Origin of the sequence: Paracoccus limosus (assembly GCF_009711185.1) — a bacterium.
Taxonomy (GTDB): domain Bacteria; phylum Pseudomonadota; class Alphaproteobacteria; order Rhodobacterales; family Rhodobacteraceae; genus Paracoccus; species Paracoccus limosus.
In genome coordinates, this window is record NZ_WMIF01000007.1 from 1 (window position 1) to 22,911 (window position 22,911).

General features: G+C 66.9%; 23 protein-coding genes and 1 pseudogene. 12 read left to right on the top strand and 12 right to left on the bottom strand.

The genetic code is table 11. The features are described from left to right. The 10 genes from GL279_RS06640 to rarD form a co-directional block, all read left to right on the top strand. Positions 1–468 (top strand): formyltetrahydrofolate deformylase (locus tag GL279_RS06640; protein ID WP_155063847.1); only part of this gene is annotated, 468 nt, incomplete at its 5' end. Positions 469–830: 362 nt separating this feature from the next. Further along, positions 831–2,744: a sensor histidine kinase gene (locus GL279_RS06645; protein WP_155063848.1), complete on the top strand. Its 1,914-nt coding sequence runs from the start codon at positions 831–833 to the stop codon at positions 2,742–2,744. Next, a complete protein-coding gene (locus GL279_RS06650; RefSeq protein ID WP_155063849.1) occupies positions 2,729–4,075 on the top strand; it encodes a sigma-54-dependent transcriptional regulator in 1,347 nt (448 codons plus the stop codon). Before GL279_RS06645 ends, GL279_RS06650 begins: the two co-directional genes overlap by 16 nt. A gap of 287 nt (positions 4,076–4,362) precedes the next feature. After that, on the top strand, positions 4,363–5,244 hold the full coding sequence (locus GL279_RS06655; protein WP_211371266.1) for a transporter substrate-binding domain-containing protein: 882 nt from the start codon (positions 4,363–4,365) through the stop codon (positions 5,242–5,244). 211 nt (positions 5,245–5,455) lie between these two features. Continuing rightward, positions 5,456–6,940: an L-asparagine permease gene (ansP, locus tag GL279_RS06660; protein WP_155063851.1), complete on the top strand. Its 1,485-nt coding sequence runs from the start codon at positions 5,456–5,458 to the stop codon at positions 6,938–6,940. 216 nt (positions 6,941–7,156) lie between these two features. Continuing rightward, a complete protein-coding gene (gene queC / locus GL279_RS06665) occupies positions 7,157–7,867 on the top strand; it encodes a 7-cyano-7-deazaguanine synthase QueC (protein WP_155063852.1) in 711 nt (236 codons plus the stop codon). Continuing rightward, a complete protein-coding gene (locus tag GL279_RS06670) occupies positions 7,867–8,220 on the top strand; it encodes a 6-pyruvoyl trahydropterin synthase family protein (protein ID WP_155063853.1) in 354 nt (117 codons plus the stop codon). The genes queC and GL279_RS06670 overlap by 1 nt, the downstream gene beginning before the upstream one ends. Then, positions 8,217–8,924: a 7-carboxy-7-deazaguanine synthase QueE gene (gene queE / locus GL279_RS06675; RefSeq protein WP_155063854.1), complete on the top strand. Its 708-nt coding sequence runs from the start codon at positions 8,217–8,219 to the stop codon at positions 8,922–8,924. Before GL279_RS06670 ends, queE begins: the two co-directional genes overlap by 4 nt. Positions 8,925–8,955: 31 nt before the next feature. Beyond that, a complete protein-coding gene (gene queF, locus GL279_RS06680) occupies positions 8,956–9,420 on the top strand; it encodes a preQ(1) synthase (RefSeq protein WP_155063855.1) in 465 nt (154 codons plus the stop codon). 61 nt (positions 9,421–9,481) lie between these two features. Beyond that, positions 9,482–10,414 carry an EamA family transporter RarD gene (gene rarD, locus GL279_RS06685; RefSeq protein WP_155063856.1) on the top strand — a complete coding sequence of 311 codons (933 nt, stop codon included), beginning with the start codon at positions 9,482–9,484 and terminating at the stop codon, positions 10,412–10,414. 31 nt (positions 10,415–10,445) lie between these two features. On the opposite strand, the gene GL279_RS06690 is transcribed toward rarD, so the two are convergent. Next, the gene (locus tag GL279_RS06690; protein ID WP_170293931.1) at positions 10,446–11,837 is read right to left on the bottom strand and encodes a calcium-binding protein; all 1,392 of its coding nucleotides are present in this window, start codon (positions 11,835–11,837) and stop codon (positions 10,446–10,448) included. A 264-nt stretch (positions 11,838–12,101) separates the two neighbouring features. On the opposite strand from GL279_RS06690, the pseudogene GL279_RS19570 reads away from it, so the two are divergent. Both GL279_RS19570 and GL279_RS06695 read left to right on the top strand, forming a co-directional pair. Then, a pseudogene (locus GL279_RS19570) lies at positions 12,102–12,512 on the top strand (NAD(P)-binding protein); the annotation flags it as partial. Between the two features lie 101 nt (positions 12,513–12,613). After that, a complete protein-coding gene (locus GL279_RS06695; protein WP_343039735.1) occupies positions 12,614–13,744 on the top strand; it encodes a flavin-containing monooxygenase in 1,131 nt (376 codons plus the stop codon). A gap of 45 nt (positions 13,745–13,789) precedes the next feature. Here the strand turns inward: GL279_RS06695 and GL279_RS06700 are convergent, their stop codons facing one another. From GL279_RS06700 to GL279_RS06750, 11 genes are all read right to left on the bottom strand, one after another. Then, positions 13,790–14,452, bottom strand: a complete 663-nt coding sequence (locus GL279_RS06700; RefSeq protein ID WP_246175206.1) for a helix-turn-helix domain-containing protein — start codon at positions 14,450–14,452, stop codon at positions 13,790–13,792. After that, positions 14,382–15,929 (bottom strand): methyl acetate hydrolase AcmB, encoded by a 1,548-nt coding sequence (gene acmB, locus GL279_RS06705; RefSeq protein WP_246175209.1) that lies wholly within the window; start codon positions 15,927–15,929, stop codon positions 14,382–14,384. Before acmB ends, GL279_RS06700 begins: the two co-directional genes overlap by 71 nt. Positions 15,930–16,035: 106 nt before the next feature. Further along, positions 16,036–17,088, bottom strand: coding sequence for an AraC family transcriptional regulator (locus GL279_RS06710; protein WP_155063859.1), 1,053 nt, complete (start codon positions 17,086–17,088; stop codon positions 16,036–16,038). Between the two features lie 140 nt (positions 17,089–17,228). Continuing rightward, entirely contained in the window at positions 17,229–17,993 is a 765-nt protein-coding gene (locus GL279_RS06715; protein WP_155063860.1) for an ABC transporter ATP-binding protein, read from the bottom strand. Next, positions 17,990–19,000 carry a FecCD family ABC transporter permease gene (locus tag GL279_RS06720; protein ID WP_343039729.1) on the bottom strand — a complete coding sequence of 337 codons (1,011 nt, stop codon included), beginning with the start codon at positions 18,998–19,000 and terminating at the stop codon, positions 17,990–17,992. Before GL279_RS06720 ends, GL279_RS06715 begins: the two co-directional genes overlap by 4 nt. Beyond that, the gene (locus tag GL279_RS06725; RefSeq protein WP_155063862.1) at positions 18,993–20,024 is read right to left on the bottom strand and encodes an iron ABC transporter substrate-binding protein; all 1,032 of its coding nucleotides are present in this window, start codon (positions 20,022–20,024) and stop codon (positions 18,993–18,995) included. The genes GL279_RS06720 and GL279_RS06725 overlap by 8 nt, the downstream gene beginning before the upstream one ends. Beyond that, positions 20,021–20,479, bottom strand: a complete 459-nt coding sequence (locus tag GL279_RS06730) for an SAM-dependent methyltransferase (RefSeq protein WP_155063863.1) — start codon at positions 20,477–20,479, stop codon at positions 20,021–20,023. The genes GL279_RS06725 and GL279_RS06730 overlap by 4 nt, the downstream gene beginning before the upstream one ends. Continuing rightward, a complete protein-coding gene (locus GL279_RS06735) occupies positions 20,472–20,681 on the bottom strand; it encodes a TOBE domain-containing protein (RefSeq protein ID WP_155063864.1) in 210 nt (69 codons plus the stop codon). Before GL279_RS06735 ends, GL279_RS06730 begins: the two co-directional genes overlap by 8 nt. Before the next feature lie 29 nt (positions 20,682–20,710). Continuing rightward, positions 20,711–21,217: a DUF2478 domain-containing protein gene (locus GL279_RS06740; RefSeq protein WP_155063865.1), complete on the bottom strand. Its 507-nt coding sequence runs from the start codon at positions 21,215–21,217 to the stop codon at positions 20,711–20,713. Between the two features lie 217 nt (positions 21,218–21,434). Then, entirely contained in the window at positions 21,435–21,959 is a 525-nt protein-coding gene (locus GL279_RS06745) for an SRPBCC family protein (protein WP_155063866.1), read from the bottom strand. Beyond that, positions 21,956–22,903, bottom strand: coding sequence for a vWA domain-containing protein (locus GL279_RS06750; RefSeq protein ID WP_155063867.1), 948 nt, complete (start codon positions 22,901–22,903; stop codon positions 21,956–21,958). Before GL279_RS06750 ends, GL279_RS06745 begins: the two co-directional genes overlap by 4 nt. Between the last annotated feature and the right edge of the window lie 8 nt (positions 22,904–22,911).

Genomic DNA, 22,911 nt, shown 5'->3' on the forward strand with positions numbered 1-22,911 from the left:
AAGGTGACCAAGCAGAACAAGCCCGAGGCCGAGGCCCGCATCATGGCCGTGGTCGAGGATACCGGCGCCGAGCTGATCGTGCTGGCGCGCTACATGCAGGTGCTGTCGGACGAGATGTGCCGCAAGATGTCGGGGCGGATCATCAACATCCACCACTCGTTCCTGCCCAGCTTCAAGGGGGCGAACCCCTACAAGCAGGCCTATGAGCGCGGCGTGAAGCTGATCGGGGCGACCAGCCACTACGTCACCGCCGATCTGGACGAGGGCCCGATCATCGAGCAGGACACCATCCGCGTGACCCATGCCCAGTCGCCCGAGGATTACGTCAGCCTTGGCCGCGACGTGGAAAGCCAGGTGTTGGCACGGGCGATCCACGCCCATATCCACCGCCGCGTGTTCCTGAACGGCAACAAGACCGTGGTCTTCCCGGCCTCGCCCGGCAGCTACGCCAGCGAGCGCATGGGCTGAGCCACGACGGGGGCGCCCCTCGCGCCCCCTCATTCTTCCCGACGGGTGGCTTCTTTCGTGCCAAAATATCCCCGCCGGAGGCACCCAAGGCCCGTCCCGGGCGCCCCCCGCGCCGCCTAGGACAAAGGCCCCCGATCATCCCCGCAATGCGATAAGGCTGAACCAATGCTGTCGGCGTGGGCAAGGATCGCCACTAGTTGCATCAGCCAGAGTGGCCGGGCATCACCGGCTGCGGTTCACGCTTGATCCTGCGTAGAAATTGCATGTGTATGAGATGCATGCCGTTCTGACCCCAAAGGGCGCAGGAATATGGATATGCACGCCAGACAGGAACGTGATCCGCCACGACAAGCGGCCGGCCAATGGATCATGGCTGCCCAAACAAGGGCGTCATCATAACAGATCGATCCCGGCGCCATTCCCGTATCGCGGTATTTTCGCTGGTCGCGGCGGTTCTCATCGCTTTGGCCGGTGTCGTGGGCCATGCGCTGGGGCGTGCCAGAGCCACCGAGGCGCTGCGAGCAGATACCGCCCATCGGCTGGACCTGTTCACCAGCACTGCCGTTCTGATGATCAACCGGCTCGCCAGCATCCCCGGCACCATCGAGCTCAATCAGGACACCGTTGCCCTGCTGAGCGGCCGGGGCGACGTCACCACCTCGACCAACGTCAACCGCTTTCTGGCCCGGCTGAACGCGCAGCTTGGCAGCGATGCGATCTTTGTTGCCGACGAGCGCGGCGAGGTCATCGGCTCCAGCAATGCGGCCCAGCAGGACGACAGCCGGCTGGGCGAGGATATCGCCGCGCGCCCCTATTTTCAGGACGCGCTTTCGGGCTTTGTCGGGCGGCATTTTTCCTTGGGCGAGGCGCCGGATACGCCGGGGTATTTCGTCTCTTATCCCGTCCATGACGGCGACCGCGTCGTCGGAACCGCCACGACCAAGATCAGCCTCAGGCCGGTCGTCGAGGCGTTTTCGCTGCTGGGGAAACCGGCGCTGATCGCAGATCGGGACAATGTGGTGATCCTGTCGTCGCAACCCGAGTGGCTCTATACGTCACTGGCGCCGATCACCGTCGCGCAGCGGGTCGATCTGGAGCTGACCGGCGTTTACGGACACCACCGCGTGACCCAGTTCCCCTTGGCGATCCGCCTTGGCATCGACGATCCCGCGCTGGGGCTGGACCGGGTCGTGCCCGCGCAGCGCAGCGGCACGGTGACCCTGCCCGAGCGGCTGGTTCAGGGTCAGGTGCTGAACGGCATGGACTGGAAACTGCTGGTGTTTTCCGATCTTGCCGATGTGCGGCGTCAGGGCCTGATCGCGGCAGCGCTGGCCTCGCTGCTGACCGCCCTTGTGCTGACCTTGGCGCTGTACCTGATGCAGCGCCGCCGCGCCGCCCGGCTGATCCGCGCGGCAAGGGACGCGCTGGAACTGGCCAATGTCAGGCTGGAAATCACCGTGGCCAGACGGACGCAGGCGCTGACACAAACCAACGCCGACCTGCGCCGCGAGATGGATGAGCGGATCCGCACCGAGGCAACCTTGCGCGCGACCCAGGACGATCTGGTGCAGGCGGCCAAGCTGACCGCTCTGGGCGAGTTGGGCGCCGGGATCATGCACGAACTGGCCCAGCCGCTGGGCGCCTTGCAGACGCATGCGGGGAATGCGGAGGAATTCCTGCGCCGGGGCGATGTCGCCAGCGCGCAAGGCAATCTGGCGATCATCGGTGGAATCGTCGAAAAGATCGACGGCATTATCTTTCCGCTGCGCTCCTTCCTGCGCAAGTCCCCTGCCAAGTCCGAGGCGGTCGAGGTTGCGCAGGCGGTGCAAAACGCGCTGCTGCTGCTGGACGCCCGGCTGCGCGCCGCAGACATCACGGTCGAGAATGCCTGCGACGGCTTTGTCACGCCGGTCTGGTGCAACCCAAACCGGATCGAGCAGGTGCTGGTCAACCTGATCGCCAATGCCTGCGATGCGATGCAGGGCAGCGCGCGCCGGACCTTGGGCATTCGCGCCGAACTGCAGGCGGATGGCGATGTCGTCATCACGGTCGAGGACAGCGGCCCGGGCCTTGAGCCGCAGCAGATCGACAGGCTGTTCGTCCCCTTCAATACCAGCAAGCAGACCGGGCTGGGGTTGGGGCTTGCGATTTCGCGCGGCATCGCGCGGGAATATGGCGGCGACCTGATCGCGCAGAACCGCCCCGCAGGCGGCGCCGCCTTTCTGCTGCGGCTGCCGCAAGCGCAATCACGGAGGACCGCATGGACGAGCGGCTGACGGTCATCGTCATCGAGGACGATCCCAACCTGCGGCTGGGCTGCGTTCAGGCGATCCAGCTGGCCGGTATGGAGGTGTTTGGCTTTGACAATGCCGAAGAGGCGCTGCGCCTGATCAAGCCCGTCTTTACCGGGCTGGTCGTCACCGATCTGAAGCTGCCGGGCATGGATGGTCTGGCCGTGGTCCGCCATTGCGCCGAACTGGATTCCGGCCTGCCGGTGATCGTCATTTCGGGCCATGCCGATGTCGCCGTGGCCGTCGAGGCGATGCGCAGCGGCGCCTATGATTTCGTTACCAAACCCTTTGGCCCCGAGCGGCTGATCGAGGTGGTGCAGCGCGCAGCCGAAAAACGGCGGCTGACGCTGGAACTGTCCGATCTGCGCCAGCGGCTGGCGCGGCTGGAAAACGTCGAGCACAATCTGATCGGCGATTCCGCGCAGATCCGCAAGGTCCGCAGTCTGGTCGCCGATGTCGCCGATTCCAATGTCGATGTGCTGCTTTTGGGCGAAACCGGGGTCGGCAAGGAGCTGGTGGCGCGGATGCTGCACCGGCATTCGCGCCGGCGGAACGCGGCCTTCGTCTCGATCAATTGCACCGGCATTTCCGAAGACCTGCTTTACAGCGAATTGTTCGGCCATGAGGCGGGCGCATTCGCCGGGGCGCGCAAGCGCCGGATCGGCAAGACCGAGCACGCCGGCCGCGGCACCCTGTTTCTGGACGAGATGGACGCCATCCCGGCCAAGGTGCAGATCACGCTGTTCCGGCTGTTGCAGGATCGGGTAATCGAGCGGCTGGGCTCGAACCAGCGGATCGGGGTCGATTGCCGGATCGTGGCCGCTGCCGGTCCCGACCTTTTTGAACGGGTGCAAGCCGGCCGGTTCCGCAGCGATCTGTTCTATCGCCTGAACGCCGTCACCATCGAGCTGCCACCCCTGCGCGAGCGGCGCGAGGACATTCCGATCATGCTGGAACATTTCCTGCTGGCCGCCGCCGAGCGGTTCCGAAAGCCCCATCCCACCGTCACGGCCGAGCAGATGAACCGGCTGATGGCGCATGGCTGGCCGGGCAATATCCGCGAATTGCAGACCGTCGCCGAATGTCTGGTGCTGGGCGTCGCCAAGGACGGGCTGACCGGAGAGGCCCCCTCGGAACAAGGGCCGCCGCAATCCCTGGCCGAATGGGTCCGGGATTTCGAGCGCAACCTGATCGCCCGCGAGCTGCGCCGCCATGACGGCAGTCTGGCGCGCACCGCCGAGGCGCTGAACGTGCCCAAGACCACCCTGCATGACAAGATCCGCAAATATGGTCTGACCGAGGGCACACAGGGCTGAAGGCTGCGGCACGCGTCATTCGGTTTTCCGAACGTGAAAATCCCATGACGTTCGGATAACCGAATGGCCTGCCGCGCAGAAATCGACATTCCGGTAACCATTGCAAGGTGTTACCCGATCCCGCCCGTGATCCATTTTTGCTGATGCAATCCTGTCCGACCCCATGGCACAGTGATCGCAACAATAAAGACAACACAGGGGGTTTCCAAAATGCGGTAGGGCATCGCGTCCCGCCCGGCCCCGTGATGTCATCCGCAACAGCGAGGGATATGATGGGCAAATCGCACATGTCCGTTCTCATGGGCGCAGTGCTCGCCGGGCTGACATGGCCGGCATGGGGGCAGGACAGCGCGACTCTGGACCGGATCGCCGCCACTGCCACGATCCGGATCGGGCAGCGCGTGTCCTCGGTGCCGTTTTCCTATTACTCCGACGACCGCCGGGTCATCGGCTATTCTCAGGACATCATGATGCAGATCGTCGCTGCCGTCCGCGATCAGCTGAAGCTGCCGGCGCTGACGATCTCGCTGGCGCCGATCACCTCGCAGAACTGGATCCCGCTGCTGATCAACGGCAATCTGGACATGGAATGCAGCTCGACCAGCCATACCGTGGACCGCGAGAAAAAGGTCGCCTTTTCCAACACCATCTTCGTCATCGGCACCCGGCTGCTGACGCGCGCCGATGCCGGCATCCGCGATTTCGCCGATCTGGCGCAAAAGCAGGTCGTCGTCACCGCCGGCACCACGGCCGAACGCGCGCTGCACCGCTTCAACGAGGAACATGGGATCGGCATGACCATTCTGGCCGTCAAGGAACACGACCTTGCCTTTCAGGAGTTGCAGGCCGGCCGCGCCGCAGCCTTTGTCATGGATGATGCGCTGCTTTACGGCGCGCGGGCCGAGGCGCCCCGGCCCGAGGACTGGATCGTCACCGGAACGCCCCTGACGCGCGAGGCCTATGCCTGCACCATGCGCCGCGACGATCCCGCCTTCAAGGCGCTGGTGGACGCGGCCATTGCCCGGCTGATGACCTCGGGCGAGGCGCGGGCGCTTTACGACAAATGGTTCACGCAGCCGATCCCGCCCAATGGCATGAACCTCGACTGGCCGATCTCGGCGGCGCAGGCCGCGCTTTACGCCGCCCCCAACGATCGGCCGATCGAATGAGCCGGCGAATGCCGCCCCCCGCAGGGCCCGCCTGCCGGGCCGGCATCCGCAGCCGTCCGCCCGACGGCATTCCCTAGCCCCCCGGGCCGCGCCTGAAGGCGAGCCCGCAAACGAAACCAGCCCGGAACGATGATCTTGCCGCCCCGCCGACCCCGGCGCGGGTGCCGGGGAACTGTGCGGCCTCTGGCCGACAAGGATAAAGGAGAACCCATTGACGACGGTAAACACGGAACCCGCGGCAGAGGTCGCCGGACAGCTCGACAAAAGGCAATGGCTTGAATCGCATGAAGAGGGCTACCACAAGACGCTTGGCAATCGTCAGGTGCAGATGATCGCCATTGGCGGCGCCATCGGCACGGGGTTGTTTCTGGGCGCCGGCGCCCGGCTGCAGGTCGCGGGACCGTCGCTTGCCATCGTCTATCTGGTCTGCGGCGTCTTTGCCTTCCTGATCCTGCGTGCCTTGGGCGAGCTGGTGATGCACCGCCCAAGCAGCGGCAGCTTTGTGTCCTATGCCCGTGAATTTCTCGGTGAAAGGGCATCCTTTATCGCCGGCTGGATGTATTTCCTGAACTGGGCGATGACCGGGATCGTCGATATCACCGCCGTTGCCCTTTACATGCATTACTGGGACAGTTTCGCCCATCTGCCGCAATGGGTTTCAGCCCTTGGCGCGCTGGTGGTCGTCGGCTCGATGAACCTGATCGGCGTGAAATGGTTCGCCGAGATGGAGTTCTGGTTCGCGCTGATCAAGGTCGCGGCGATCTCGCTGTTTCTGGTGGTCGGCACCGCGCTGCTGGGCGGCGGTTTCGACGTTGCGGGCCGGGCCACGGGCCTGCATCTGGTCACCGAGAACGGCGGCCTGTTCCCCAATGGCCTGATGCCGGCGCTGGTGCTGGTGCAGGGCGTGGTCTTTGCCTTTGCCGGGGTCGAGCTGGTCGGCACGGCGGCGGGCGAATGCAAGGATGCGCGCAAGATCCTGCCGCGCGCGATCAACAGCGTGATCTGGCGGATCGCACTGTTCTATGTCGGCGCGGTGACGCTGCTGGTGCTGCTCTTGCCGTGGAACGCCTATAAATCCGGCGAAAGCCCCTTCGTGACCTTCTTTGGCGCGCTGGGTGTGCCGGGGATCGGCAGCGTCATGAACATCGTCGTGCTGACCGCCGCGCTGTCCAGCCTGAACTCGGGCCTCTATTCGACCGGGCGGGTGCTGCGTTCGCTGGCCCAAGGCGGTTCGGCGCCGCAATTCCTGTCAAGGATGAGCGCGCAGGCCGTGCCCTATGCCGGCATCCTCGTAACGCTGGCGATCTATGTCTTTGGCGTCCTGCTGAACTATCTGGTGCCCTCCAGCGTCTTCGAGATCGTGCTGAACATCGCCTCGCTGGGCATTCTCAGCACATGGGGCTTTATCGTGGTCTGCCAGATCATGTTCCGCCGGGCCGTCAAGCGCGGCGAGGTCGAGGATGTGCCCTTCAAGATGCCGGGCGCGCCGGTGACCTCGTGGCTGACGCTGGGGTTCCTTGTCGGCGTGCTGGTGCTGATGGCCTTTGACTATCCCAACGGCACCTACACGGTCGCGGCGATCCCGTTTGTCGCGCTGCTCTTGTGGGCAGGCTGGAAGTGGACGGCGAGGCACCGCCAGATGCTGATGCCGACCACCATCCCCTCGGTCGCGCTGACGCAGAACATTCTGGAGTGACGGCGATCTGGCCCGCATTCCAACATGGCGGATGAACCTGCACCATCTGCCTCGACACCGCCGGTCAGCCAACCGGCGGTGTTTCATTTTGACAGACCCGGCCACCGGGGCCGCCGTGTTGGGGCCCCTGCGGCGGGCTTGCAATCCACGGCGGATGTTTCTATCAGCCCCGCACCGGTCGCAGCCTACCCGGTCATCAAAACAAGGGTTCACATCATGAAGACGACACTGGTCTGCTCTGGCGGACTCGATTCCGTTTCGCTGGCGCATGTGCTGGCGGGGGACGGCGCGCTGGCGCGCGTGGTTTCCTTTGACTATGGCCAGCGCCACCGCAAGGAGCTGGGCTTTGCCCGCGCCTGCGCCGCGCGTCTGGGCGTGCCATTCCATCTGATCGACATGCGCAGCATCGGCGCCAGCCTGACCGGCTCGGCGCTGACCGACGACATCGACGTGCCGGACGGGCATTATGCGCAAGAGACCATGCGCATCACCGTGGTTCCGAACCGCAACGCGATCATGCTGGCCATCGCCTTTGGCGTGGCGGCGGCGCAGGGCGACACGGCGGTGGCCGCAGCCGTCCATGGCGGCGATCATTTCATCTATCCCGACTGCCGCCCCGGCTTTACCAAGGCCTTTGCCGAAATGCAGCGCCACGCCCTGCAGGGTCATGCCGATGTGGCGCTGCACGTGCCCTTCGTCCACCGGACCAAGGCCGATATCGTCACGGCTGGCGCCCGTGCCGGCACGCCATTCGCGGAAACATGGTCCTGCTACAAGGGCGGCGATCTGCATTGCGGCCGCTGCGGCACCTGCGTCGAGCGGCGCGAGGCCTTCGATCTGGCCGGGATCGCCGATCCCACCGCCTATGCCGACCCGGATTTCTGGCGCGCCGCCGTGGCCGGCGCTACCAAGCGGGGGCAGGCCTGATGTTTCGCATCTCCAAGGAATTCCATTTCTCGGCCTCGCACCAGCTGGAACATCTGCCCGCCGATCACCAATGCGCCCGGCTGCATGGGCATAATTACATCGTCGTGGTCGAACTGGCCGCCGTCGGGCTGAACCCCGATGGTTTCGTGCGCGATTACCACGATCTGGCCGCGCTCAAGGATCACATCGACCGCGATTTCGACCACCGGCACCTGAACGACGTGCTGGCCTGCCCGGCCACGGCAGAACATCTCGCGCATTATTTCTATCATTGGGCGCGAGAGCGCTGGCCCGAGGTGGCGGCGGCCAGCGTCTCGGAAACGCCGAAAACCTGGGCCGAGTATCGGCCATGAGCGGACTGCGCATCGCCGAGATCTTCGGCCCGACCATTCAGGGCGAGGGCGCGCTGATCGGCGAGCCCACGCTGTTCGTGCGCGCCGGCGGCTGCGATTATCGCTGTGTCTGGTGCGACAGCCCGCATGCCGTGGACAACCGCCATCGCCACGGCTGGGCCATGATGACGACCGCAGAGGTCATGGCGCAGCTGGTCGCGCTGTCGGGCGGGCAGCCGATGCTGGTGTCACTGTCGGGCGGCAATCCGGCGATTCAGGATTTCGGCCCGCTGATCGGGCTGGGCCATGGCCAAGGCTATCGCTTTGCCTGCGAGACGCAGGGCTCGGTCGCGCGCGACTGGTTCGCGGCGCTTGACATGCTGGTGCTGTCGCCCAAACCGCCCTCCAGCGGCGAAGTGGTGGACTGGGCGCGGTTCGATGCCTGTCTTGCGGCGGCGGGCGACGCGCCCAAAGGGCTGAAGATCGTGGTCTTTGACCAGACCGATCTGGACTGGGCGCGCGAGGTCGCCGGGCGCTATCCGCAGCTTGCTTTGTGCCTGCAGCCGGGCAATCCCGACAGCGATCCCGCCATGCCCGTCGATCCCGGCGCGCTGGCACAAAGGCTGGACTGGCTGGTCGCGGCGACCCTTGGCCGCGGCTGGCTGCGCCCGCGCATCCTGCCGCAACTGCATGTGCTGATCTGGGGCAACAAGCGCGGCGTCTAGCCCTGCCTTCCCTTTCCCGAAAGGACCACCGATGTCGGAAAATATCTATGCCGGGCTGCAACAGCTGGGCGCCACGACCGCGCTGCCGGACAGTCCCGAAACCGCCGTGCTGGAGCGCGTGCGCAATCCGCAGGCCGATGTGGATTACAACGTCCGCTTCACCGCACCCGAGTTCACCTCGCTTTGTCCGATGACCGGCCAGCCGGATTTCGCGCATCTGGTGATCGACTATGTGCCCGGCGAATGGCTGATCGAGTCGAAATCGCTGAAGCTGTTTCTGGGCGCCTTTCGCAACCACGGCGCCTTTCACGAGGATTGCACCATCTCGATTGCGCGGCGGCTGGTGGCGGTCCTGACGCCGCGCTGGCTGCGGATCGGCGGCTATTGGTATCCGCGCGGCGGCATGCCGATCGACGTGTTCTGGCAGACCGGCGCCATGCCCGGCAACGTCTGGATCCCCGATCAGGGCGTGCCGCCCTATCGCGGACGCGGCTAGGGCGCGGTCCGGGGCGGCGTCATATCTGGCGCAGGCGCGGATTGCGGCATATGCAACCGGCATGAGCACCCCCTCCGACGCCAGCGGCGATTCCCCCCGTGGCCTGACCCTTGTGATCCTGGCCTATGTCCTCTGGGGCTTTCTGCCCCTTTACATGAAGGCGCTGGCCCATGTGCCGCCGGTCGAGGTGGTCGCACACCGCGTGATCTGGTCGCTGCCGATCGCGGCGGCGGTGCTGATCTGGCAGCGCCGCACGACCGAGGTGGTCGCCGCCCTGCGCAATCCGCGCCTGCTGGCGATGGCGGCGCTGACGGCGGCGCTGATCTCGGCCAACTGGATGATCTATGTCTGGGCCATCGCCAATGGTCACGCGATGGAGGCGGCGCTGGGGTATTACATCAACCCGCTGTTCAGCGTCTTCCTTGGCGCGGTGCTGCTGAAGGAACGGCTGGGGCGGCTGCAACTTGTGGCCATCGCGCTGGCGGCGGTGGCGGTCGTGATCATGACCGTGCAGGCGGGCCGGCTGCCGCTGGTGGCACTGGGGCTGACCTTCAGCTGGGGCTTTTACGCCTATTGCAAGAAAAGCCTGCCGCTGGGCCCCAATCAGGGCTTCACGCTGGAGGTGCTGGTGCTGTGCCCCTTTGCGCTTGGCACGCTGCTGTGGCTGGCGCTCAGCGGGCAGTCGCATTTCGGCCCGGGCGCCGGGCCCGACACGCTGCTGCTGCTGGGCTGCGGCGCGGTCACTGCGGTGCCGCTGATGCTTTATGCCAATGGCGCCAAGCTGGTGCGCCTGTCCACTGTCGGCATCCTGCAATATATCGCGCCGACGCTGATATTCCTGTGCGCGGTGCTGGTCTTTGGCGAGCCCTTCGACCAGTCGCGCCGGATCGCATTCCCGCTGATCTGGGCGGCGCTGGCGCTGTTCTCGCTGGGCCTGTGGCGGCAATACGGCGCCGCCCGGCGCCGGCCCGCCACGCCGGGGCGGGCACGATAGGCGCCGCAACGGCGCGTGCGCGACGGCCGGTTTACAGCAGGAAATCGCCGGCACCCAGCCGCGCGGCGCCGTTGACCTGAATCTCGAAATCAAAGACGGCATCGCCGTTGGTATCGCCCCGGATCAGGGTCACGGCGCCGCTTTGAACTTGCCAGACGGCATGCGCCCGCGCCGTGCTTCCCGAAAATTGCAGCGCCTGCTGGCCCGCGACGGCGGCATTGGCGTCGATCCCGCGCAGGTCCAGATCGTCGATGCCGCGTTGAAAATCGGTGATCTGGTCGCGATAGATGCCCCTGCCGGTGGTTCCGGTGGCAAAGACGAACAGATCGGCGCCGGCCCCGCCAGCCATGGTATCGGCACCAAATCCGCCGTCGAGCGTGTCATTGCCGTTGCCCCCGAAAAGGCGGTCGGCCCCGATCCGGCCCAGCAAAAGGTCGTTGCCGTCCTGACCATACAACATGTCATTGTCGGCGCCGCCGTCCAATGTGTCATGCCCGCCGCCACCAAACAGCGTGTCATTGCCGAAATTGCTGGTGATCCGGTTGGCGAGATGGTTGCCCGTGATATGGTCGTCCAGTCCCAAATAGGCCGCAACCCCCTCGATGTCGCGCAGCACGATGCCGGTGCGGCCATTGATATCCTGCGGGCCGGTCTGCGCAAGATTGACCCGGCCGTCGGCATAGCTCGTATCAAAGCCGGGGCCGCCGTCCAGGATCAGGTTGGACGCCGAGGCGCCCAGAGAGTCATTGCCAGCGCCGCCGCGCAGGATCTGGCCGTCTTGGCCGCCAATCAGGACGTCGTCTCCGCCCATGCCCTCGATCACCTCGATCGAGGTGATCTTGCTGCCGTCGAATGTGTTCCTGCCGTTGTCGCCGCGCAGCGTATCTATCCCCGCTCCACCGTCGACAATATCGCGGTGGAGCGCATAATTGCCTCCCATAATCAGCAGGTCGTTTCCGGCCCCGCCCTGCAGGAAATCCAGATCGCCGCCGCTGATCAGCGTGTCATTGCCGCTGCCGCCCTGCAGGGTTTCGCTGATGCCCCGGCTGCCGCGAATCCAGAAATTCGCCGTCCCGACGGCCTTGACCACTTCAAAGCCGATGATCACATCCCGGCCCTGTCCGGTATCCTGCCGCTGCGTGCTCGACAGATCGATGCGGTAGGTGCCCTGATCCGCCCGGATCAGCAATGTGTCCACCTGCGAGCCGCCATAAAGATCGTCATCGCCCGGCCCGCCCGAGATGGTATCGCGCCCCTCGCCGCCATAGATCGTGTCATTGCCCGGCCCGCCATAAATCAGGTCAAGCCCGCTCAGCCCGTAGATCAGGTCGTTGCCGGCAAAGCCGTTGATCGTTTCGCGGTGGCCCTCGTCGCCCCAGATGTCACGGATGACATCATCGCCGGCGGTTCCATTCAGGGGCATGGTGTATCCTTTCGTCATCGAAAGGGAATAGATGTCCGGGCAGGCCGGCCCATGCAATGTGAAATGGCCAGAACGCGGCATTTTCCGGCCGGCTGTTGCCCATCGTGACAGCCACCCGGCCATTTCCCCGTCGCCATCGTGCAAATCACCCGCCCGGATCGTTCAAGACCCGCCGGGTCGCGCGCCCCTACCCTTGCCCGGCTTCGGGTCATTCCGACGCCACGGAGAGGAGGACTCCGTGCAGGTCTCACAAGGGAGGAAGACATGGAAACAGCGGTCGCTCGGGCACAACGTCAACGGGCAGGCGGACAGCCCGTGGTGCTGGATGCCCTGGTCATCGGTGCCGGTGTGGCGGGGCTTTACGAGCTTTACCAGCTGCGGCGCGACGGGCTGACGGTCGCGGCGGTCGATACCGCCAGCGATGTCGGCGGGACATGGTATTGGAACCGCTATCCCGGTGCGAAATTCGACAGCGAAAGCTATATCTACCAGTATCTCTTCGATGAAGAGCTCTACAAAGGCTGGACCTGGTCCGAACGCTTTCCCGCCCAGCCCGAGATCGAGCGCTGGATGCATTACATCGCCGACCGGCTGGACCTGCGCAAGGATATCCTGTTCTCGACCACCGTGACCTCGGCCGAATATGATGCCGGGCGCGGACGCTGGACGGTGCGCACCAAGGAAGGCGACGTTTTCGACACGCAATTCCTGATCGGCTGCACCGGGATGCACCGCTGGAAGACCGCTTTCCGGGGCAGGCCAGCTTTCACGGCCCGATCTTTCACACCGCCCGCTGGCCGCGCGGCCCGCTGCAATTGCAGGGCAAGCGCGTCGGCGTCGTCGGCATCGGCGCGACGGGGATTCAGGTCATCCAGACCATCGCCGATCAGGTGGGCGAGCTGAAGGTCTTTGTCCGCACGCCGCAATATGTGCTGCCGATGAAGAACCCGAAATACGGCCCCGACGAGGAGCGCCGCTACAAGGCACGTTTCGACGAGCTGAAATCGAACCTGCCCCATACCTTCACCGGCTTCGAATATGATTTCCAACACCAATGGGCGGCGCTGACCCCCGAGCGGCGCCTGGAAATCCTTGAGGAAATCCACGCCGACGGCTCGCTGAAACTGTGGCTTGCGTCCTTTGCCGAGATGTTCTTCGACGAGGCGGTCAGCGAGGAAATCTCGGAATTCGTTCGTGGCAAGATGCGCGCCCGGCTGAATGATCCGGCGCTGATCGACCTGCTGGTGCCCAAGCCCGGCGATTACGGCTTTGGCACCCATCGCGTGCCGCTGGAGACGAATTACCTTGAGGTCTATCACCGTCCGAACGTCACGGCGGTCAGCCTGCGCGACAACCCCATCGCCGAGATCGTCGAGCAAGGCATCAAACTGGCCGATGGCACCGTGCACGAGCTGGACGTCATCATCCTTGCAACCGGCTTTGACGCAGGATCGGGAGCGCTGTCGCGCATCGACATCCGCGGCCGCGACGGGCGCAGTCTGGCCGAGGAATGGCGCCGCGACATCCGCACCACCTATGGTCTGGCCAAAGAGGGCTTTCCGAACCTGTTCATGACCGGCGCGCCGCTCGCGCCTTCGGCGGCGCTGTGCAACATGACCACCTGCCTGCAACAGCAGACCGAATGGATCAGCCGCTGCATCCGCGACCTGCGCGCGACCGGCAAATCGGTGATCGAGCCCACGCCCGAGGGCGAGGCGGATTGGGTCCGCCACCATGACGAGGTCGCCGGCCAGAACCTGATCTCGCGCACCAACAGCTGGTATGTCGGCGCGAACGTGCCGGGCAAGCCGCGCCGGGTGCTGTCCTATACCGGCGGCGTCGGCACCTATCGCCAGAAATGCGACGAGGCCGCGAATGACGGCTATCGCGGTTTCCGCATGGGCTGATGCCGGGGACCGGGGGCTGCGCATCGCGGCCCCCGATGCCGCCGCTCAGTTCAGGGCGCGGCGATAGGCAGCGGGCGTCACGCCGGTTTCGCGCGCGAACAGCCGCGTCAGATGCGCCTGATCGGCAAAGCCGCAATCCACGGCGATCGCCTTGATCGAGGCGCCGGTTTCGCCCAGCAGCCGCCGGGCGCGTTCCAGCCGGCGCGCGGTCACCCAGGCATAGGCCGGAAGGCCAAAGCTGATGCGGAAGCGGCGCGCGAACAGACAGGGCGTCATCCCCAGCTGCGCCGCCATCCCGGCAAGGTCCAGCCGCTCGGCCAGATTGGCGTCGATATGTTCGCGGATGATCCGGCATTGCGCCGGGCTCAGCCCCGAGGACGGCACGGGCCTGTCGCGCGTGATCGCGGCATAGCGGCGCAGCAGATGGATGATCAGCCCGCGCGCCACGGTTTCCACATAAAGCGGCCCGCCCATCGCCTGCTGCGCGGCCTCGTGCCGGATCGCGGCCATCGCGGCGGTCATCACCGGATCGTCGGTGCGCAGCACATCGGCCAGACAGACCTCGGTCACCAGACAATCCATCACCTCGCTGGCGACCTCGGCCATCAGCGCCGCCGACAGATAGACATGGGTGACGTCAATCGGTTCGTTCCACGTCCAATGCGCCTTTTGCGCCCGCGTCAGCAGCGAGGCGGCGCCGGGCGACATCTGTTCGCGCGTCCAGCGCCCGTCGAAGCGCCGCCGCATCGGGGTGATGCCGCTTTGATAGCCGACCAGCATGAAATCGCGCATCGCGGGCACGATCACCTCTTGGCCGGGATAGTGATAGGACCGCAGGCCGACATGGCGCCAGCCCAGATCGTCGCTGGACAGCAGCACGCGGCCCGGCACCCAATGCGGCAGGTCTTCGGGGGGACAAAGCGCGGTCATGGTCTTTCTCCGGTTGGCTGCGGGCGGGAAAGACATCCCCGCCCGCGCTGTCCTGCAACGGGTCACAGGCCGCCGCCGCACCCGCCATGGCGCGGCAAACGGCGGTTTCGAACTGCATGTAGCCCGTGAACGAGACCGGATCGCCAAAGGGCAGGATCTGCGTCGCCCAATAGCCGCCGATGCCATTGCGGCGGTCGATCCAGTAAAACAGGTTCGCAAGCCCCGCCCAGCCAAGGGCGCCGGCAGGCCGGCCGGTGGGGGCGTCGTCCTCGACGGTCATGAAGCTGTAGGACCAGCCCTTTTCCAGCCCCGGAAAGAACTCGGCATCATTCGACAGCGCCGGGATGACGCCCGGCAGCATCCCCACCTTTTGATGCGGCTCCAGCTTGTTCGTTACCGCCATGGCGACGGTTTCGGGCCGCAGCACCCGGCCTTGCGGACCGGCGCCGTCGTTCAGCCACATGCGGATGAATTTCATATATTCCGGCACGGTCGCATAAAGCCCATGCCCACCGCAGTCGATCTCGGGCGCGTCGGGCAGGAAAAATCCCATGTCGGTCAGGCCGCCATCCGCCCCCCGGGCATGGACCGCCGCCGTGCGTTCGCGCATCGAGGCCGTGCGGGTAAAACCAATGTCGACCATGCCCAAAGGATCAAAGACGCGCTCGCGCAGCACCTCGCCCAGACGCTTGCCGCGGATGCCCTCGACTACCTGCCCGACCCAGTCGATATTGGTGCCATATTCCCATTTCGTGCCGGGATCGAACAGCAGCGGGGTTTCCAGCGCGGCGCGCGAACAGGTGACGACGCTGGGCTGGCCATGTTCCTCGGCCAGACGCCGGTAGTTCTCGTTGAAGAAATCATAGCCGAAGCCGGCAGTATGGGTCAGCAGCTGGCGCGTGGTGATGTCGGATTTCGGCGCCCGCAGGATCGGATCGCCCGCGGCGTCGAACCCGTCCAGCACCTGCAAGCCGCCGATGGCCGGGGCATAGTCGCGGGCCGGCGCGTCCAGATCCAGAAGCCCCTCCTCGACGCATTGCAGCGCGGCCGTGCCGGCAATGGCCTTGGTGGTGGAAAAGATGGCAAAGACGGTGTCCTCGGTCATCGGCGCCCCGCCAAGGACGCGCGCGCCGGCCGCGCCGGAATAGATGTCGCGCTGGTGGTCCGTCACCATGGCAACGACCCCCGGCACGCGCGGATTGCCCGAAACGACGCCGTTCAGCACCCCGTCCAGAGTGGTCTTCAAGTCGGTCATGACGTTCCTCCCTTGGTCAGACGACAGGGAAAACATGCGCGGCGGCGATGCCTGCCGCCATTCGGGATCGGCAGGGGCCGTTCGGGATCGGCGGCGAAAGCACGGGTCAACGCCCGACCCGGCCGGCGGCCAGCGTCCGGGCCGGCGTCTCGCCAAAGCGGTCGCGATAGACCTGCGCCAGCGCGCCCAGATTGACATAGCCCCAATCCGCCGCGACCGAGGTCACGCTGTCGCCCGGCCCCGCGCCCTGCAAGGCCGCGCGCAGGCCATCAAGCCGGCGGGCGCGCAGAAACTCGCGCGGTGTCATGCCGCGAAAGCGCCGGAACCCTTCGGAGAGGGTGCGGACCGAAACACCGATGCGCGCGGCGATCTCGGCCATGCTGGGCGGGTCGAGGGCCTCGCTGGTCATGATTTCCTCGGCCTCGCGGACATGGCGGGGGGCGGCCATGCGCGCGCCGTCGCGCAGGCAGATCCCCGCACCCTCGGCCCAGATCTGCAACAGGTCCATGCAGACCAGCTCCTCCAGATGCCGCGCCATCGGGGCCGCACCGCGCACGCGGCCGCTGGCCTCAAGCGCATGCACCACATAGGCCAGCAGCGCCTGCCAGCGCGAGCCGTTGCCGCCAAAGGCCAGCCGCCGCGTCCACAGCCGGTCATCGGGCACGAAGCCCAGCCAGCGCATGGCGATCTCGGCCATGGCATCATGGGGGATGGTCAGGTTCAGCTGCAGGTGATCGCGGTCGCCGTCCAGCCAGTAATCGGTGCGCGAGCAATCGACGACGAAACTGTCGCCGGCGCGGGTGGTCGCCGTTCTGGTGCCGTCCTGCTGGTGGCGCAGCGCGCCGCGCAGGGTGTTCAGCACAAGGATATTGCCGGCCTCGGGGTCGAAGCGGTCCAGATGGATCGGCACGCCATAGGAAAACCGCGTCAGCGTGATGCGCCCGATCTGCGCCATCCGCATGGTCGCCGCCGGCAAAAGCCGCGGCGCGCCGGGGCGGACGCGATAGGGCATGTAAACCTTGCGGCAAAAGGCCTGAACCTCGTCCCAATCGCGAGACGAGGTCGGGCCGCTTTGCCTGATGGGACGGCCTTGGCCATCCGTCAGCAATGCCCGGTCAAGTATCGTGGCGTCCTCCCAGCGCAACAATGCTTGCGCCATGATGACAGGCCCGGCGGCGAATGACAGCACTGCTTTCGTCGCGGTCGGGGGTCGCGGCGATGCCGCCTCGGCCGGTGCCTTCAGGCGTGCCCGGTCCGGCCATCGTCGGGCACGGGCGCATCGCGCGCCCTGCCCCCGCCTCAGCGGAAATGCAGCGCGCCGCCGGCGTCCTGCTGGCGCGACACCGCGATGCCATAAAGCTGCGACAGATTGGCGGCGGTCATCGTTCCGTCCACCGTGCCGCTGGCGATGACGCCATGGCGGCCCATGAGCAGCACCTGATCGGCCAGCGCGGCGGCATGGTCGGGGTCGTGGCTGGACAGGATGATGCCGTGGCCGGCCCCGGCCAGATCGCGGATCGCCTGACCGACCCGGCGGCGGTTGGCAAAGTCCAGACTGGCGGTGGGCTCGTCCATGATCAGGGCGGCGGCCTGTTGCGCCAGAGCGCGGGCGATCAGCACCAGCTGGCGCTGGCCGCCCGACAGCTGGCCGATCCGGGCCTGAGCCAGATCGGCGATGCCCAGCCGTTGCAGCGCGGCCATGGCGCGGGCGGTCTCGGGCGGGCCGGGGCGGGCCAGCGGCCCCAGCCGCGCCGCCGCCCCCATCAGCACGATGTCCAGCGCGGCAAAGGCAAAGGGATTGGCCAGCGCCTGCGGCACATGCGCCAGCCGCGCCGCGATCCGGCGCCGCGACAATTGCGCCAGCGGCGCACCCGCCAGCAGCACCTCGCCCGCGACGGGCGGGATCAGGCCCAGAAGCGTGCGGAACAGCGTCGTCTTGCCGGCACCGTTCGGGCCCAGCACGCAGAGCACCTGCCCCGGCGGCAGCCGCAACTCCAGCCCGGCGATCAGCGCCCGGCCGCCATGGCCGACCGCCAGCCCCCGCGTGGCCAGCAGCGGCGTCATGCCGCCCAGCCGGCGCGGGCGCCCCGCCCCAAGAGACCGATAAAGACCGGCGCGCCCAGCACGGCGGTCAGGATGCCCAATGGCAGCTCGATGCCGGCGATGCTGCGCGCGGCGGTATCGACCAGCACCATGAACCCCGCCCCGATCAGCAGCGCCGCCGGCAGCAGCCGGTCGAAACGCGGCCCGGTCATAAGCCGCGCCATATGCGGCACCATCAGCCCGACCCAGCCGATCACCCCGGCCATGGACACGGCCGCCGAGGTCATCAGCGTGGCGCAGGCGATCACCAGCAGCCGCAGCGCCCGCGCATTGACGCCCATGGCCTGCGCCTCGTCCTCGCCCATGGCGAGCAGGCCGATGCGCCAGCGCAGCACGATCAGCGGCGCAAGCCCGACCAGCACCGCCGGCAGCGCCAGCGCAATGTCGGCGCGCTTGATCCCCGCCAGACTGCCCATCAGCCAGAAGGTGATCGCCGGCAATTGCTGCTCGGGGTCGGCCAGAAGCTTGACCAGCGAAATGCCCGCCCCTGCCAGCGCGCCGATGGCGATGCCGCACAGCACCATGACCAGCACCTGACCGCCGCCGCGCAGCACAAGGCCCAAAGCCAGCACCAGCCCGACGGTGACCAGCCCGGTGGCAAAGCCCAGCAATTGGATGGCGATGACCGGCAGGCCCAGCAGGATGCCCAGCACCGCGCCAAAGCCCGCCCCGGCCGAGACGCCCAGAATATCTGGCGACACCAGCGGGTTGCGGAACACGGTCTGATAGGCCGCCCCGGCCGAGGCCAGCGCCGCGCCCAGAACCGCCGCCGCCAGCACCCGCGGCAGGCGGATGTTGATCAGCACCGTCGCCGCCTGCGGATCGCTGCGATCGCCCGTCAGGATGGCAAGGATCTGGCCGGGCGACAGCCCATAGGGCCCGCTCGCCACCGCCAGAAGCAGCGCCAGCCCCAGCGCCGCCGCCAGCACCGGGGTCAGCACCGGCGGGGTCAGCCCACGCTCAGCCACCCAGCAGGGCCCGGACGGTGGCCTCATCGGGACGCGGGCCATAGAACAGCTCGTAGAAATCGGCGATCTGGCGGTGCAGATCGCCCTTGGCCGCCTGCGGATACAGCTTGTGCGACAGCCAGATCACCCCGGCCAGCCGGTTGACCGAGGGCGGCGCGTCGATAAAACCGAAGGGGGCGGCGGGCGCCAGATAGACCCGGCCGCGTTCGACCGCCGGGATGCCGCGCCATTCCGGCATCTGCCCGACATTGGCGGCAAAATCGCGGTCCAGCGTGATGATCACCTCGGGCGCCCAGGCCTGCACCTGTTCGGGCGAGACATTGGCCAGCCCGTCGCCGGGCGCCTCGACCACATTGCGCGCGCCGACGCGGGCGATGATCTCGGCATTGATCGAGCCGGGGCCGGCGGTCTCGGTCCCCTCGGGGCCGCGCGCCAGATAGACGCCGGGCCGCTCGGCCTTGGGAATAGTCGCCAGCATGGCGTCCAGATCAGCCAGCGTGGTCTCGGCATGGCGGGCCAGTTTCTCGCCACGTTCGGGCACGTCCAGCACGCGGGCCATCTGCCGGATCGCCTGCGGCATGGCGGCAAAGCTGCCATCCACCAGCACATAGGGCACGCCGGCCTGTTCCTGCACGCGGGCGGCCAGATCGGCATAGGTGGCATTGACGCTGCCATAATCGACGATCAGGTCGGGCTTGGCCGCCAGCAGCACCTCAAGGTTCAAGGTATCGCCCTTGCCGGTCAGGCGGCCCAGAACCGGCAGCTTGACCACCTCGGGGCGCAGAAAGGGCAGATCTGCAGGTTTAGGCGCGCGCACCCAGCCGACCATCGCCTGCGGCTTCAGCGCATAAAGCAGCGTCGCAGCCGGGGGCCCGGCGGCAAAGACGCGGCGGGGATCGGCGGGCAGGCGCAACAGCCGCCCGGTGGCATCGGCAAAGGGCGCGCCCTCCTGCGCCAGCGCAGGCGCTGCGGCCAGAGCCGCCAGCAGCAGGCCGGCGAATTGCCGGCGGGTCGGGTGCATCATGCGAGGGCTCCGAAGGCGGCCTTGATGTCGATCAGCGGCGTGCCGTCCAGACAGTCCAGCCCGCGCACGGTCAGGACCGTCCCCTCGACCGCCAGAAGCCGCACCACCGACGAGGCGACGGGATTGGGCCGCACCGGCGATCGCAGGGCAAAGGTGCCGGTGGCGCCCGCGCCGAATTTCGGGTTTTGCAGCACTAGATCGCGGCGCGCCTGATCCATCCAGTAAAGGATCTGCAGGCGCTCATGCGCCTCGATGCCGGTCAGCGCCACCTGCCAGCGGGGCGACAGCTCGATCCGGCAATCGGGGCCGGCCTCGGCATCGCCGCGATGCGGGCAATCGCCGCGCCGGGTCCATGGCGTGCGGATGCGCCCGATGAACCACAACCCGGCGTCGAAGCCCTGCGGCGTCTCGACAGCCAGCTCATGCGGCCGCAGGGCATCGGCGGTCTCACTCATCCACGCCGACCATCACATCCGAGGCCTTGATCACCGCCGAGGCTTTGCTGCCGACTTTCAGCCCCAGCTCCTTGACCGCCTCATTGGTGATCGAGGCCGTGACGGTGCTGCCGCCCAGATCAATGCGGACATGGCTGGTGACGGCGCCGGTCACGATTTCGGTCACGGTGCCGGGAAGCACGTTTCTTGCACTCAGTTTCATGGGATTTCCTTTGCGTTCGGTTGAGGATGTCAGATGCGGGCAAGACAGCTCTGGCGCAGCCAGTCCAGGGCCAGCCCCGCGTCATCGGGCAATGGCAGGGCGGCATCGCCGGCAAAGCCCAGAAAGGCCTCGCGCCATTGCGGGGCGACACCGACCAGCACCGGCAGGCCGCGCGCGCAGGCCTCGCCGATGACCGGCACCAGCGCGCGCCCGGCTGCCTCTTGTTTGCCGAATTTGTTGACCAGCAGCGCCTGCGCGCCCTCCAGCCGGGACTGCACCTCGGCCACCACCTGCTCCAGCGCCCCGGCATCCAGCCGGCACCCGACCGTGCCCGGCGGCAATTCAAGGCTGATGCTGCGGCGCTGGAAATCGGGCAGCAGCGCCAGCACGATGTCGCAATGTCCGGCATCGGGCCGGTCGACCGGCTGCACCGTGCCGCAGAGCCGCAGGCCCAAATCCTCCGCGCCTTCGGCGACGGCGCTCAGCACGGCATCGGTCCTGCGTTCCTCATCGGAACAGATGTAACGGATCTGCATGCGATTCCTCTGGCTGCGGGGCGCGTTCGATGTGAATGATGGAGCATATCGAGGGGCGCTGGCAAGCCGGCTTCGACGCAGTCGCACCGCAGTGCGACGTTTTGCGGCGGGGCGTGAGAAGCATCTTGAAAGGTGGGATTGGGGCGCAGGCCGGGCGGGATCATGCCCCGAGCCCTGTCCCCGGCCTCCGGCAGCGGGCCGCCGAAGGCCAGTGCCGTTACTTTTCGGCGATGCCCTTGATGCCGGCAAGGCCGTCGTCGATGAACTTCTCCATCGCGGCGACAGCGGCCTCGTCATTATATTCCTCGGCCGGCTCGTTGGTGGTGTCGGCGCGGTAAAGGCTCGCGTGCCATGTCACCTCTGACCCGCCATCCTTGGGCGCCACGGTGATGTCATTGGTGTAGAAGCTTGCCGGGAACACGGCGATGTCCTCTTTCGACAGGCGCCAGCGGATGTTCATCTTGCCGGCGTCGATCTTGTCGATGCCATCGACGATGCTGCCGCCTGTCTTGAACTCGACCGTGCGCTTGGCGCCGCGTCCTTCGCCCTGCATGGTGACCTTGGCGATCTCGGGTTGCCACTCGGGCATGCGGGCCGGATCAGAGAGCACGGCCCAGACCTTGTCGGGCGGGGCCGCGATCTGGACCACCTTGGTCAGTTGCTGCGGCGTCGGGCCATGCGCCAGTGCCGCTGTGGCGGCGAGCGTGGCGAAAGCGGTGGCGAGAAATGCTCTGCGGATCATCTCCAGATCTCCTTTCCTGCTGAGCGAGGGGCGGGGGCGCGCCAGCCGGCAAGCCAGGCGGCGGCCAAAAGGATCAGGGCCAGCGCCGCCAGAACAGGCGCAAGGCTGCGGCGGGCGGTGGTTTCGCGCGCGGGCACATGCTGCGCCAGCGCCGCATTCAGCGCCGGCGCGCCATCGGTCAGGCGCTGGAACCCCATGCCGCGCGCCCCGGCCAGCGTGGTCAGATAGTCCGCGCGCAGCGCCGACAGGTGCTCGTTGCCGGTCAGGTCGGATTCGCCATAGGGATTGTTGCGCGGGTTGTAGCCCGGGCGGCTTTCGGCATCTGCGGGCGGCGGGCCGATGCGGGCGGGGGCGTTCTGCACGTCGCCTGCCTCGTAAAAGCCCACCTCGCGGCCCAGATCGTCGAATTTCGGGATCGGTGCCGGGGTGTCGCCGCCGACGCCCAGGATGACCCCGCCGGGGCTGGTGCCGCGCAGCGCATCGGGGCCGGAATAGGGCAGCGGCGGCGCCTCTTGCCCGTCGGTGACAAAGACCAGACCGGCGTGCAGATCGGCGGCGCGGCGCAGGGCGTGGTTCAATCCCTTCGAGATCATGCTGTCGCCTTCCCATGCCATGCGCCAGTCCAGCGCATCCAGCGTGCCGGCAAGGGCGGCGTAATCGGTGCAGATCTCGACCGGGTCGAGCAGGGTCAGGCTGCGCCGCTCGGTGAAAAAGCCAAGGCCGACACGGCTGCCGCAGGGCAGGCCTGCAATCCAGCCTTTCAGCATGGCGCGCGCCGCATCCAGCCGCGAGGCGCTGTCCATGTCGCGCACATTCATCGAGCGGCTGATGTCAACGACGACCAGCACATCGCGCAGCGCCTGCCGGCTGGTCACACCGGGGCCGATCGCCGCCAGCAGGGCCAGCGCGCTGGCCGCCAGCGGCAGGATCAGGCGCAACTTCATGGCGCGCC